Below are 12,723 nucleotides of genomic sequence, written 5' to 3' on the forward strand. Positions count from 1 at the left end.
CACCGACAAAAAAGCCGCCCGAAGGCGGCTTCTTGAAAACACCGGTTTCTTACAGCTGAGGACCGGCGTTTTTGATGGCATCAGAGACGTCGAACTTTTTGAAGTTCTCAACGAACTGCTGCGCCAGGCCTTTCGCGGCCTCGTCGTAAGCATTGCCATCTGCCCAGGTGTTGCGTGGGTTGAGCAGGTTGGTGTCAACGCCAGGAACCGATTTCGGCACGCTGAGGTTGATGATTGGCAGGTGCTCGGTTTCGGTGCCGATCAACGCGCCGCTCTGAATCGCTGCAATCACGCCACGGGTGGTGGGGATGTTGAAGCGCTTGCCGACGCCGTAGCCGCCGCCAGTCCAGCCGGTGTTAACCAGGTAAACCTTGGAGCCGAAACCACGGATACGCTTGATCAACAGCTCAGCGTATTCGCCGGCCGGACGCGGGAAGAACGGTGCGCCAAAGCAGGTGGAGAAGGTCGACTTGATGCCGCCGCCCGAGCCCATTTCGGTGGAACCGACCAGCGCGGTGTAGCCGGACAGGAAGTGGTAAGCCGCTTGCTCTTCGTTGAGGATCGACACCGGTGGCAGCACGCCAGTCAGGTCGCAGGTCAGGAAGATCACCGCGTTTGGCTCGCCGCCCAGGTTTTTCTCCGAGCGCTTGTCGACCAACTCGATCGGGTATGCAGCACGGCTGTTCTGGGTCAGGCTGTCGTCGGCGTAGTTCGGCAGACGGGTAACCGGGTCAAGAACGACGTTTTCCAGTACGGCGCCAAACTGAATGGCTTTCCAGATAACCGGCTCGTTTTTCTGCGACAGGTCGATGCACTTGGCGTAGCAACCGCCTTCGATGTTGAACACGCTGCCAACGCCCCAGCCGTGCTCGTCGTCACCGATCAGGTAACGACTTTCGTCGGCCGACAGGGTGGTTTTACCGGTGCCCGACAGACCGAAGAACAGGGTCACGTCGCCTTCTTCACCGATGTTGGCGGCGCAGTGCATAGGCAACACGTCGACCGCTGGCAGCAGGAAGTTTTGTACCGAGAACATGGCTTTCTTCATTTCGCCGGCGTAACGCATGCCCGCGATCAGCACTTTCTTGGCGGCGAAGTTAAGGATCACGCAACCATCGGAGTTGGTGCCGTCACGCTCAGGTACACATTCGAAACCTGGAACGTTGAGCACTTGCCACTCGGTTTTGCTGCTCGGGTTGTAGGCGGCCGGTTCAATAAACAGGCAGCGGCCGAACAGGTTGTGCCAGGCGGTGGTGGTGGTCATTTTTACCGGCAGGTAGTGGGCAGGGTCTGCGCCTACATGCACGTGGGAGACAAAACGGTCGGTCGCTTCTGCAAAGGCCGCTACGCGGTCCCACAGGGCGTCGAACTTGTCAGCTGGGAATTTGCGGTTGATTGGGCCCCAGGCGATGGCAGAAGAAGTGCCGGGTTCATCAACGATAAAACGGTCTACAGGCGAACGGCCAGTGCGGTGGCCAGTACGGACAACCAGCGAGCCGTTGGCGGCAAGTTCGCCTTCGCCACGACGAATGGCCTCTTCGACCAATTGTGCGGCGCTAATGTCGGTGTAAATGGCGTTATTGGCTTGCGTCATATGGGGTCCCCGTCGGCCTCAGCCGAGCCTCCAAACGTTTTGTAGTAACGATCAAAAAACTACTACATATAAAAAAGTGGCCGGATTATGCCAGAAAGCACAATTCAGGTGCAGCCTCTGATCATTTTCACTGGGCGCTAAACGCCCTGCATTATCAGTGCCGAGTATCGGAGGGGGATTTCACCCCACCACCGGCAAAGAGTTGCGCAACATCCGCAGCGTCGAATGCGTAACGCTCATTGCAGAACTGACAGTCGATGACAATTTCGCCACCGCTTTCCTGCAACAGCGCTTCGGCATCTGGTTCACCCAGGCTGACCAACGCATTGGCCGAGCGGTCCCGGGAGCAGCTGCATTTGAATTGCAGCGGTTGCGGGTCGAACAGGCGCAGGGTTTCTTCGTGGTACAGGCGGTGCAGCAGGGTCTGGTTGTCCAGCCCCAGCTGTTCTTCGGCACTCAGCGTGTCGGCCAGCACGGTAACGTGCTGCCAACTGGCGGCGCGCTCTTCGCTGTCGGTGATGCGCTCGGCCGGCAGTTGCTGCAAGAGCAAGCCACGGGCACGACGGCCATCAGCATTCAGCCAGAAGCGTGTCGGCAGTTGCTCGGATGTCGCGAAGTAGTCAGACAGGCATTCCGACAGATTGATTCCATCCAGGCCAACAATGCCTTGATAACGCTGCCCTTTGGTGGGGTCGACGATCAGGGTCAGCACGCCCTCAGGCATCAATTCACGCAGGCCGGCGTCGGCCGTGATTTGCTCTTCGTGGTAACGGGCGATGCCGCGCAGCTCACGGTTGCTTGAGCATTCCACCATCAGCAGTGGCACGGCGCCGGAGCTGCGCGCTTGCAGAATCAGCAGGCCATCAAACTTCATGGTGCCGACCAGCAAGGCCGCTGCGGCCAACAACTCGCCGAGCAATTGGGCGACCGGTTCCGGGTAGGGGTGTTTGGCCAGCACATGGGCGTAGCTCTCACCGAGGGACACCAGCTCGCCGCGCACATCGCTGTCGTCGAACATAAAGCGTTGGGAAAAATCAGACATAGCGGATTCGCAACCTGAGTCAGGGCCGGCGATTTTATGCGCAAAGCCGATAGGCGACCAAGCGCCTCTTATCTATCGCCACTGCGGGTGGCGTCTATAAGCCGCGGTCGCCACGGAACTGAAAAATCTGCCGGCGTTGTTTCTTGCTCGGCTTGCCGTCGGTTTCCACGCCAAGGTTGCCGGCCTTGCGCTGAGCGGCGGCTTCCTCGCGACGGGTAATGCTGTCGGCCGTTTCGCTGTAAAGCAGCTGTGCTTCCGGTGCGCCGCGGCGCACGGCAGACAATGCCTGCACCAGCACTGTGCGCTCATCAAAGCCGATACGAATGTGCAATTCATCGCCCACTTTCGGCTCTTTGCCAGGCTTGCAGCGCTCGCCGCGGCAATGCACCTTGCCGCCTTCGATGGCTTCTTTGGCCTGAGCACGGGTTTTGAAAAAGCGTGCGGCCCATAGCCACTTATCCAGGCGTACCTTGTTGTCGTCTTCGTGTTCTTTCATTAAGTGCCTGCTCGTTACGTGAAGTCTTACTCTATCCAATCATCCACGGGTGCGGTTGTCATAACCCGCAGCTAGAATCCGGACACCTTTTGCGGACTGCCCCTTTTGAAGACGTTCGATCATCTCACCGTCGTCGGCCTGAAAGAATGGATCGCCCTGCCGGACCTCGGCGTGGCGGGCCTGCGGGCCAAGATCGACACCGGCGCCAGCACCTCCAGCTTGCATGCCACCGACATCGTTGAATTCCAGCGCGACGGCCAGCCGTGGGTGCGTTTCACCGCCCACCTCGGCACCTTGGTGCAATTGCGCCACCGCCACTGCGAAGCGCCGCTGGTAGCAGTTAAAACCATTAAGAGCTCCAACGGTCACACCCAGGTCCGTTACGTAATCCGTACCAGCCTGGCGCTCGGTGACCGGGTCTGGCAGGTGGAATTCACCCTGGCCTGCCGCAAGGCCATGCGTTATCGCTTACTGCTCGGCTCCAAAGCCCTGGTCGAAGGCCACTTGGTGGTCAACCCAGGGCTTCGTTATGTCCAGGACAAACCGGTGTTCCCCACCTCCACCACTTCCACAGGTGCTGCATGAAGATTGCTGTGCTGTCGCGTAACCCGCGTCTGTATTCCACCCGCCGCCTGGTTGAAGCGGGTGAGCAACGCGGGCATGAAATGGTGGTCATCGACACCTTGCGCGCCTATATGAACATCGCCAGCCACAAGCCGCAGATTCACTACCGCGGCAAACCGCTGGAAGGGTTTGATGCGGTGATTCCCCGCATCGGCGCATCGGTCACGTTTTACGGCTGCGCGGTGCTGCGTCAGTTCGAAATGATGGGCGTGTTTCCGCTGAACGAATCGGTGGCCATCGCCCGCTCGCGGGACAAACTGCGTTCGCTGCAACTGCTGTCACGCCGTGGCATTGGCTTGCCGGTGACCGGCTTTGCCCACTCGCCGGATGACATTCCCGACCTGATTCAGATGGTCAACGGCGCCCCGCTGGTGATCAAAGTATTGGAAGGCACGCAAGGCATTGGCGTGGTGTTGTGTGAAACCGAGAAGGCCGCCGAATCGGTGATCGAGGCCTTTATGGGCCTCAAGCAAAACATCATGGTGCAGGAGTACATCAAGGAAGCGGGCGGCGCTGATATTCGCTGTTTTGTTGTTGGCGACAAGGTGATTGCCTCGATGAAACGTCAGGCCAAGCCCGGCGAATTCCGCTCCAACCTGCATCGCGGCGGCACCGCCAGCCTGATCAAAATCACCCCGGAAGAACGCATGACCGCCATTCGCGCAGCCAAGGTGATGGGCTTGTCGGTGGCTGGCGTGGATATCCTGCGCTCCAACCACGGCCCGTTGGTGATGGAAGTGAACTCATCGCCAGGGCTGGAAGGCATTGAAGTGACCACCGGCAAGGACGTCGGCAGCATCATCATTCAGCACCTGGAAAAGAACGGCGGACCGAATATGGTGCGCACCAAGGGCAAGGGCTAAACGCGGTCTGCCCTGTAGGGTGCGCTGTGCGCACCAAGGCGTACACGCGTTAATCGCTCGGTGCGCACAGCACACCCTACGAGCCAACGGCCTTCAAAACACATACGGCACAAACATCTTGGTGCGCTGCATATAGTCGCGATAGGCCTGGCCAAAAAACTCGATGCATTCGGCTTCATCGCGCTTGGCGGCCAGATACAGAAGCGCACTGGCTATAAACGCCAACACCACCGTCAGCAGGTTCAATTGCTTGCAGCAGATGCCCCAGGTGAGCAGCAGCAACGAGCAATATAGCGGGTGGCGAATCAGCGCATAGATGCCGCCGCTGACCAGTTGCGAGGTGCGCTCAAAGGCATACAACTCTTCATCGGTACGCTGCTCTGCACTCGGCCGACCATCGCGACGCAACTGATAGGTGCCTAACCCCAGCACCACCAGCGAGAGAAACAACAGCAGCCACGACACCTCCTGGTGCAAGGCAAAACGGTCGACAAACCACACCGGCGCGTTCAGCACCAGCAGCGCCAGCATCAGCTCCCAGGCCCAAAAGCGGTAAAACCCATGGGACTGCGGATGGCCCATGGCGCGCCAGGAGATCCCCACCAGCACGCCACTTCCCACGGCAAATGCCAGCCATTGTTGCCACATATTTTTCTCCTTTTATCGGACCTTGCGATACACGCACACCGCAGGCGCTGCGCCGCTTGCAAGCCCTCTGATACACTGCCGGCCCAGCGAATTTGACCCGGCACGCAATGGATCGCACACAACTGCACAAGCTGCTGCCCCACCAAGGCAGCGCCCTTTGGCTGGACCACTTGCTCGGCCACGACGCCCTGAGCATTGCCGGCCTTAGCGCCTGGCAGCACCTGGCCACCTTGGGTCGCGACGCTTCGCCGTGCTTGTTGTTCGAAGCGGCTGCCCAGCTTTGTGCCGCGCATGGTGCCTTATACGGCGATGACAGTGCCATTGAAATGGCCCTGGTCGGCAAGCTCTCGCAGTTGCACTTGCACCATGAGCCGGCGGTGCGCGACGGCGCATTAGTGGTGGCCGCCACCCAGGAAGCACTAAGCCCTGGCGGCGCGTTATACGCCTTTAGCATTCACCATAACGACCACCTTTTGCTGGACGGCAAACTGCTGCTGGTGCTGGTCCGTGCTTGAGCTACGTAACCTCGGCTATCGCTACCCCAACAGCGAACGCGCGGCCTTGCAGGCGATCAACCTGCACCTGCGCGCCGGCCAATGCCTGGGGCTTTTGGGCAGCAATGGCGCGGGCAAAACCACCCTGCTCTCGCTGCTAAGTAACGTGCTACAGCCACAGCAAGGCGAGTTGCTTTGGCAAGGCCCACGCAGCCTGGCGTTGGTGCCGCAGCAATTGGCGTTTTATGCCGGGTTAAAGGTAAAAGAAAACCTCGAGCTGTTCGCCGACCTCTATCGCCTGCGTGGCGCTGAGCGCCGCCAGCGCCTGCAACTGTGCATCGAATGCACAGCACTGGAAGACAAACTCAACCGCCGCGCCGACAGCCTTTCCGGTGGTGAACAGCGTCGGCTGAACTTCGCCATCGGCCTGCTGCAACCCGCCCAGCTTTACTTGTTCGACGAAGCTACCGTGGGCGTCGATGCGCAAAGCCGGCAGCTGCTACTGGCAGCCGTTGAACAGCTAACCGCCTCCGGTAAAGCGGTGATCTACACCAGCCATTACCTGGAAGAAGTCGAGCGCGTGGCCCAACGGATTTTGTTGCTGCACGAAGGCCAAGTGCGCCTGGACCTGGACACTAGCCAACTGCTCGGTGCCGAACATGGCCTGCTGCTGGAATGGCCCGAGCAACCGCCGGCAGGGCTCGATGCCGTGCTGACCCGCCTGGAGTTAAGCGCCGAAATACTGCCCAGAGGCCTGCGCATTGCCGCGTTGGATGGCACGCAATTGGCGGTAATCAGCGAATTCATCGCCAGCCAAGCACCACTGCCCACGCTGATGCGTTTTGGTCGGCCATCCCTTGAGCAGTTGTACCTGCGCCTGAATGGCGGTCAGCTATGAGATTGCTAGCGCTGGTGCGCAAAGAAGTGCTGCTGCTGGGCCGCGACCCGCACGCCTTGGCGGTGCTGTTTATTATGCCGGCGCTGTTTTTGCTGCTGATGGCCGGGGCCATGTCCAGCTATATGCAGGACCGTTTGCCACCGTTGCAGTTGAGCCTGGAAATCCCAACACCCAGCGAGGCTGGCGCGTTCTTCCGCAGCGCTTTGCAGGCACAACTGCCACACAGTTCGATCAGTGCCACGGCCACCGCCGGCATGGCCAATGTGCGCCTACCTGCCGACTTTTCTGAGACCTTGCTAACCACTCCGCACATCGGCCCGAGCCTGAGTTTCCCGGCGCAGTTTGACCGCCTTTCTCGCCAACGCTTGCACAGTGCAGTCGGCATCGCCCTGGCGCAAACCCGTTTGCTCGCCTACCTGCAAGACAGCGGCGCGCTGGATGCCCAGCTCAGTGCCAACGAGCGCCTGGAACTGATTCAGCAACGCACGCAAAGCCAGATTGATGAGCAGCAACAACTGGCCAACGGCGACCTCAGCAGCCAAGCCAACGCCACGCAAATGAGCGTGCCGGCTTGGCTGATTTTCGGCATGTTCTTTGTGGTGCTGCCCATGGCCGGTGGCTTTCAGCGCGAACAGCAAAGCGGCACGTTATTACGCCTGCGCTGCATGGGCTTAAGCCTGCGCACCCTGGTGCTGAGCAAGGTGCTGCCGTATATGGCCTTGAACCTGGTGCAGTTCGCCGTGCTGCTGGCGTTGGGGGTTTATGGTTTGCCGGCCCTGGGTTTGGCGCCGTTGAGCTTGCCGGGCAACCCGCTGGCTTATGCCGCGCTGGCCATTTGCATTGCTCTGACCACCAGTTGCCTCGGCCTGCTCTTGGCCGCGGTGGCACGCAGCACGGAGCAGGCACTATTACTCGGCGGCGGCATCAATATTTTGCTGGCGGCCATCGGCGGCATCATGGTGCCCAAAAGCGTAATGCCGGCGGCCATGGCCCAACTGGCTGAAGTGTCTCCCATGAGTTGGGCGCTGGACGCCTTTCTCACCCTGCTGGTGGGCCACGGCTCACTGGCGGACATCGCCCCCTACTGCATTCGCCTGCTGCTGCTTGCCGCAGCGCTGGGTTCGCTGGGGCTGTTTCTGTTTAAGCAACGAGTGCAGCACACGCAATGGACCACACACTACTAGAACAACAGCTCAAGCAATTGCTGATCCGCGAATGCGATAAAGAAGACGATATCGACTGGCAAAGCATCAGCGACGACGAACCGCTATTCGGCCCCAAAAGCCGCATTCAAATGGACAGCCTCGACGCCTTGCAGGTGTCCCTGGCCTTGCAGCAGCACTACAACGTGCGCATTGAAGGGGCCAAAGACGGCCGCCGTATCCTTAACACCATTGCCACCATTGCGGCGTATATCAGGCAGGCGCAGTGACTCCGGTCTACCTGCAACGCGGCGCCTTGCATTGCGCGCTTGGCGACGACTTGGCTGGCGCCAGCCAGGCCATGGCTGATGGTCGGCACGCCCATGGCCGAGCATTTTTGCTGCACGAATTGCAGCAGCCGCGGCCCTACCTGTACGCGCCTGGAACAGCGCAGCCATTCGACCAGCGCCTAGATCGCCTGCTACGCGAAACCCTCGGCGCTGCACCTGGCGCTCTGGATGACTGCCTGCTGATCGTGGCCAGCACCAGCCTGGATATCGTCGAGTTGGAAGCCATCGCAGCTGAGCAAGGCCGCTTTCAGCCGGACAACTCCACCTCGCTTGATCGCATTGCCGAAGAGCTGCGCCAGCGCTGGGGCTTTGCCGAAGCGTTCACCTTGAACACCGCCTGTACCAGCGCCGCCAACGGCCTGCTCTATGGTGCGCGCATGCTCGCCAGCGGCCAGTTTGCCCGTGCCGTGGTGCTGGCCTTTGAAACGCCGAGTGCCTTGGCCATGCAAGGTTTTGGCGCGCTTGATTTACTGAGCCCCAGCGGCCACTACCGGCCGTTTCATCCGCAGCGCGATGGCCTGGTGCTCGGCGAAACCTACGCCGCCGCCCTGCTCGCCTTGCAGCCAGGCGCTGCGCCCTTGGCCCGTTTGCTTGGCGGTTATAGCGCGTGCGACACCAGCAGCCTGACCACCACCCGCGAAGATGGCAGCCATATCGACCTGGTCATGCAACGCGCCCTGCGCAGCGCCGGGCAGCAAGCCGCTGACATCGCGCTGGTAAAACTGCACGGCACCGCCACCCAAGCCAACGATGTGGCCGAACGCAACGGCATGCTCAGCCTGTATGGCGAGCAGATGCCGGCCCTGTGCGCACTTAAACCCTGGCTCGGCCATACGCTGGGCGCCTGCGGTTTAAGCGAAACCTTGCTTTTGATGCACGCCCTGCAACAGGGGCAACTGCCAGGGCTGGATTACGCCAGCGAGGCCACTCTGCCCTTGAGCGCCGAGCCGATTTTGCTGGATGAGGACGCCGTATTGCTGGCTAACTTCTTCGGCTTTGGCGGCAACAACGCCAGCCTGGTTTTGCAATGCTGCGCCGTAGGAGGTGAGCAATGAAGGTTATTGCCGCCAGTGAAATTCATGGCCTGGCCAGCACCAGCGACAAAGACCTGAAAGTCGCCCTTAGCCACTGGCTCAGCACCCCACCACGGCGTATCGACCGTTTGATTTTTCAGGCACTGCTCGGCGCTGCGGCCATCAAGGAATACATCCGTAGCGACTGCGGCCTGTACCTGGCCTCGCGTCACCCGGCACGGCCGACCATGATCGCCCTGCTCGAAGCCGTATGCGTGCAACACAAACAACCCAAGCCATTTGAGTTTGTGAACAGCGTAAGCAATGCCGCCGGCTTTCATGTCGCGCAGCAGCTGGGGTTGGAAGGGCCGAACCTGTTTATCGGCGGCGGGCCTCGGGCGTGGTCGCAGTTACTGGGTTTAGCGCAGGTGGATTTGCACGATGGCGTGGTCAGCCAGGCGTTGTTGCTGGTGGTGGATGAGCAAGGGGACTTTTTGGTGCAGGGGGTATTGCTGGAGGGGGACGGCGAGCTGGCTGCCAACAGCTTTGGCGAGCTAAGCGCTGGCGTTCAGGTACAACAGCTCGCTCTTAACTAACGGGTTCTCCTGCTGAATTCTGGGTCCCCGCCTGCGCGGGGACGACGGCGTTTTTTGCAAGACCACCGTCATTCCCGCGCAGGCGGGAATCCAGAATCGCGGATAGGAATGCGTGAGGATCGGCAACCCCAGAGCGTCCATTACCCTTTGCGTTTTGCCCACGCCCCCAACTCTTTCATCAACGCCCGCTCCTGCAGGGCAATCGCCCTTAACGAATCTGCAATCGGGGCAAAATTCGGCGCTTCGGTTTTGCTGCGGCTGGCGCGTACACAGGCCGAGGCGAACTGCCGCCAGTTGTCGCCAATGGCGGTGAGCTGCGTCGAGGCTTCGCGCAAGCTGGCGTCGCCCAGTTTCTCGCCCGCCTCCTGCAAAAAGCTCGCGTACATAAAGCGAAAGCCCGCGCCGCCGGTACCGATTTCTTCCTGCATACGCACGATATGGGTCAGGTACAGGCGGTTGTATTTCTGCTGCGCCGGGTCGAGCTGTTCGACCTTGCTGGCCAGGTGCTGAATGCCGCGAATGCCGATCCACGGCAAGGGCATGCCGTCGAGAATGCGCGCGGTGGAGAGCACGCTCTGGCGAATCAGTTTGTGCCAGTCCTGCTCCAACGGCACATCGTCCAACCAATACATCAAGCCCTTGGCGGCCAACGCGCCTTTGGCGAAGCGGGCTTTTTGCAGGTCTTCGCTGGCGCAGCGAACCGGTTCTTCAAACACCGGGTCGCTGATCAGGTAGTCGTTGCCGTCACGGCCGTAGGCCAACAGGTTGTGGGCATTAAAGTGAAAGCGCATCTCGGGCGGAAAGTACGGCAGCCAGAACACCGAGCTTTGCAGGCCGGCCAAGCGGCCGCCGGCCAATGCCGCATCCAACGCCAAGCGCCCGTGCTCCGGATTCGCAAAGGTTTGCGTATGCAGCTTGGCGCCCAGGCGTTTGCTCAGGGTTTTGATCAGGTGCTTGGGCGGCATGCGATAGGCAATCAGCGGCATGCCACTGAGTTTAACAATCGGTAGATAGGCAAACGCCAGGCCCGAGGCCAAGCCAAATGCCATCGGCTCGCTCATCGGCAAACCGGCGTGGGTCAGTAGGCTGGCCATTACACCGCTTTCGCAGTGGGCGCTTTGCCGGTGTTGGAAACTGCTCATGCCACATCCTTTTGATTGAGCGTTTTTTGGTAGTCAGTCAGGGTCGCTAGCGGCAGGCCAAAGGCCTCGGCGTAACGGGCCAGAATGCGCGCTGGTAGGCGCCGGTAGATGGCCGGACGAAAGTGCCGGCGAATACGCCATTGAAACAACCCGGTGATCTGCGCCAACGCCGGTTCATCCATGCGGTAGCAGTACATCAGGCATTTCAGCGGTGATAGCTCGCCACGTTGCCAAGCGGCTTTAGCCTCAGCTTCCTGCGCCTCCAACTCAGCCACGGCGAGCTGCGTGGCATAGGCTTCCGGCTCCCAGCCATCGCTTTGCGAGCCCTGGTAATGGCCGTCGGCGTCTACCGCGTAAACCAATTTGCTGTGGCCGCCGTAGGTGGAGCTGTGGTCTTGCGGCACGTCATTAAGCTTCATCGCCAACCACCGTCAGATGCATAAAGGCACTGGAAAAGCGCCCGCTTTCGGGCACATAGCAGAGCAGGCGCTGGCCGCTCTTCAGCGCGCCACCGTTAAACAGCTCTTCAAGCATGATAAAAATCGACGCCGCGCCGGTATTGCCCTTGCTGGTGAGGTTGGTAAACCAACGCTCCTGGGGAATCGGCAAGTCGGCATTGCGCAGGCCAACGGCCAAGCGGTCGCGGAAAAACGCCGAGGAGTAATGGGGCAAGAACAGGTCGATGTCGTCGGCATGCAGGCTGCGTTTGGACATGATCCGCTGCAGCGCCTCCTCCACCGTGTACTTAACGATATTGTCGTTAAGCAGTTTGACGTTTTGCTTGATCGCCATAATCGAACGGCGGCCGCGTTCGTCGCTATCGTAGCGACTCCAGCCGGTGAGCTGGCCGTCCACCATATCGGCGCCGGCGTACATGCAGGCGGGCATCTGGTCGGCGAAGGAGTAAATATCCAACCAATCGATGCGCAGGCTCAAGCCGCTGCTATTGGCGCGGTTTTGTACCAACACGGCGCCGGCGCCATCGGAAAGCATCCAGCGCAGAAAGTCCTTTTCAAAAGCGATTTCCGGGTGGATTTCCAGCTCTTCAACGCGGCTTTCGTATTCGGCGTTGAAGTTTTTTGCCTGCATCAACACCGAGGCCACTTCCGAACCGCAGGCCACCGCGTTTTGGCTTTCGCCGCTGGCAACACTAAGCCAGGCGTATTTCAGCGCGCTCATGCCACACAGGCAGATGCCGGCGGTGGACACCACTTCGCACGGCGGGTTGCTCAGTTCGCCATGCACCATCACCGCATGGTTGGGCATCACTTGGTCGGGCGAAGACGTGCTGGCCACCAGGCAATCGAGCTGGTCAAGTTCAAAGCCATTGCCGGCCAGGCCGCGAATGGCAGCGGCACTCACCTGGGCGTTGTTCATGCTCGGCTCGCCGGTGGCGGGGTCGATCACATAGTGACGCTGTTGAATGCCGTTGCTGCGCAGCACCAGCTTGCGCGCGCGCGAAGGTCGGTCGCCGACGATGCCCAGGCGCGCTTCCATGTCGTCATTGCTGACGGCGTTATGGGGCAAAAAGGCGCTGATGCGGTTGATAAATACGGGTTGTACCACGGGACTTCCTCGAGTCACTTCAGGGCGCGCAAGGCGGCGTCAAACACGCCGTGCGGGCACCCATCACTCACCAGACGGACCGGCAAAGTAGGCTTTCTGCCGCTGGGTACGGGCTTTGAACACCGGCGCCAACAGCTTTTTCAGAACAGCGCCAAGCGGCACCACGGTAATAATCAGGCACAGCAGAAACACCACATACACCACCAGGCCCAGGCCACGGCGCAGGCTTTGCTGCGGGCCGAGCGCTGAGAGCAA

At 60.3% G+C, this 12,723-nt stretch carries 15 protein-coding genes and 1 pseudogene; 8 read left to right on the forward strand and 8 right to left on the reverse strand.

Translation table 11 applies throughout. The features are described from left to right. Window positions 1-49: 49 nt before the first annotated feature. From AAAB16_RS15525 to AAAB16_RS15535, 3 genes are all read right to left on the reverse strand, one after another. Entirely contained in the window at window positions 50-1,594 is a 1,545-nt protein-coding gene (locus AAAB16_RS15525) for a phosphoenolpyruvate carboxykinase (RefSeq protein WP_340664132.1), read from the reverse strand. 154 nt (window positions 1,595-1,748) lie between these two features. Beyond that, window positions 1,749-2,636 (reverse strand): Hsp33 family molecular chaperone HslO, encoded by an 888-nt coding sequence (gene hslO / locus AAAB16_RS15530; protein WP_110618250.1) that lies wholly within the window; start codon window positions 2,634-2,636, stop codon window positions 1,749-1,751. Window positions 2,637-2,730: 94 nt separating this feature from the next. Further along, window positions 2,731-3,132 carry a S4 domain-containing protein gene (locus AAAB16_RS15535; RefSeq protein WP_340664133.1) on the reverse strand — a complete coding sequence of 134 codons (402 nt, stop codon included), beginning with the start codon at window positions 3,130-3,132 and terminating at the stop codon, window positions 2,731-2,733. Window positions 3,133-3,270: 138 nt separating this feature from the next. Between AAAB16_RS15535 and AAAB16_RS15540 the strand changes: the two genes are divergently transcribed. Next, window positions 3,271-3,717 (forward strand): ATP-dependent zinc protease, encoded by a 447-nt coding sequence (locus tag AAAB16_RS15540; RefSeq protein WP_340664143.1) that lies wholly within the window; start codon window positions 3,271-3,273, stop codon window positions 3,715-3,717. Continuing rightward, window positions 3,714-4,619 (forward strand): 30S ribosomal protein S6--L-glutamate ligase, encoded by a 906-nt coding sequence (gene rimK, locus AAAB16_RS15545; protein ID WP_110618247.1) that lies wholly within the window; start codon window positions 3,714-3,716, stop codon window positions 4,617-4,619. The genes AAAB16_RS15540 and rimK overlap by 4 nt, the downstream gene beginning before the upstream one ends. Before the next feature lie 93 nt (window positions 4,620-4,712). On the opposite strand, the gene AAAB16_RS15550 is transcribed toward rimK, so the two are convergent. Then, window positions 4,713-5,267: an isoprenylcysteine carboxylmethyltransferase family protein gene (locus tag AAAB16_RS15550; protein ID WP_340664134.1), complete on the reverse strand. Its 555-nt coding sequence runs from the start codon at window positions 5,265-5,267 to the stop codon at window positions 4,713-4,715. 107 nt (window positions 5,268-5,374) lie between these two features. Here AAAB16_RS15550 and AAAB16_RS15555 point away from each other — a divergent pair, with 107 nt between their 5' ends. The 6 genes from AAAB16_RS15555 to AAAB16_RS15580 are packed head-to-tail and all read left to right on the forward strand — an operon-like array spanning window position 5,375 to window position 9,760. Next, window positions 5,375-5,782, forward strand: a complete 408-nt coding sequence (locus AAAB16_RS15555; RefSeq protein ID WP_340664135.1) for a beta-hydroxyacyl-ACP dehydratase — start codon at window positions 5,375-5,377, stop codon at window positions 5,780-5,782. After that, window positions 5,775-6,659 carry an ABC transporter ATP-binding protein gene (locus tag AAAB16_RS15560; protein ID WP_340664136.1) on the forward strand — a complete coding sequence of 295 codons (885 nt, stop codon included), beginning with the start codon at window positions 5,775-5,777 and terminating at the stop codon, window positions 6,657-6,659. The genes AAAB16_RS15555 and AAAB16_RS15560 overlap by 8 nt, the downstream gene beginning before the upstream one ends. Next, a complete protein-coding gene (locus tag AAAB16_RS15565) occupies window positions 6,656-7,843 on the forward strand; it encodes an ABC transporter permease (RefSeq protein ID WP_340664137.1) in 1,188 nt (395 codons plus the stop codon). The genes AAAB16_RS15560 and AAAB16_RS15565 overlap by 4 nt, the downstream gene beginning before the upstream one ends. After that, window positions 7,825-8,091: an acyl carrier protein gene (locus AAAB16_RS15570; protein ID WP_110618242.1), complete on the forward strand. Its 267-nt coding sequence runs from the start codon at window positions 7,825-7,827 to the stop codon at window positions 8,089-8,091. The genes AAAB16_RS15565 and AAAB16_RS15570 overlap by 19 nt, the downstream gene beginning before the upstream one ends. Further along, window positions 8,088-9,206 carry a beta-ketoacyl synthase N-terminal-like domain-containing protein gene (locus AAAB16_RS15575; RefSeq protein ID WP_340664138.1) on the forward strand — a complete coding sequence of 373 codons (1,119 nt, stop codon included), beginning with the start codon at window positions 8,088-8,090 and terminating at the stop codon, window positions 9,204-9,206. The genes AAAB16_RS15570 and AAAB16_RS15575 overlap by 4 nt, the downstream gene beginning before the upstream one ends. Continuing rightward, window positions 9,203-9,760 carry a hypothetical protein gene (locus AAAB16_RS15580; RefSeq protein WP_340664139.1) on the forward strand — a complete coding sequence of 186 codons (558 nt, stop codon included), beginning with the start codon at window positions 9,203-9,205 and terminating at the stop codon, window positions 9,758-9,760. The genes AAAB16_RS15575 and AAAB16_RS15580 overlap by 4 nt, the downstream gene beginning before the upstream one ends. Window positions 9,761-9,900: 140 nt before the next feature. On the opposite strand, the gene AAAB16_RS15585 is transcribed toward AAAB16_RS15580, so the two are convergent. From AAAB16_RS15585 to AAAB16_RS15600, 4 genes and pseudogenes are all read right to left on the reverse strand, one after another. Continuing rightward, window positions 9,901-10,902: a BtrH N-terminal domain-containing protein gene (locus AAAB16_RS15585; protein WP_340664140.1), complete on the reverse strand. Its 1,002-nt coding sequence runs from the start codon at window positions 10,900-10,902 to the stop codon at window positions 9,901-9,903. Then, on the reverse strand, window positions 10,899-11,321 hold the full coding sequence (locus tag AAAB16_RS15590; RefSeq protein WP_340664141.1) for a hypothetical protein: 423 nt from the start codon (window positions 11,319-11,321) through the stop codon (window positions 10,899-10,901). Before AAAB16_RS15590 ends, AAAB16_RS15585 begins: the two co-directional genes overlap by 4 nt. Next, window positions 11,311-12,468, reverse strand: a complete 1,158-nt coding sequence (locus tag AAAB16_RS15595; RefSeq protein ID WP_340664142.1) for a beta-ketoacyl-ACP synthase III — start codon at window positions 12,466-12,468, stop codon at window positions 11,311-11,313. Before AAAB16_RS15595 ends, AAAB16_RS15590 begins: the two co-directional genes overlap by 11 nt. A 63-nt stretch (window positions 12,469-12,531) precedes the next feature. Continuing rightward, a pseudogene (locus AAAB16_RS15600) lies at window positions 12,532-12,723 on the reverse strand (dialkylrecorsinol condensing enzyme); the annotation flags it as partial.

Origin of the sequence: Pseudomonas sp. (assembly GCF_037994325.1) — a bacterium.
Taxonomy (GTDB): Bacteria; Pseudomonadota; Gammaproteobacteria; order Pseudomonadales; family Pseudomonadaceae; genus Aquipseudomonas.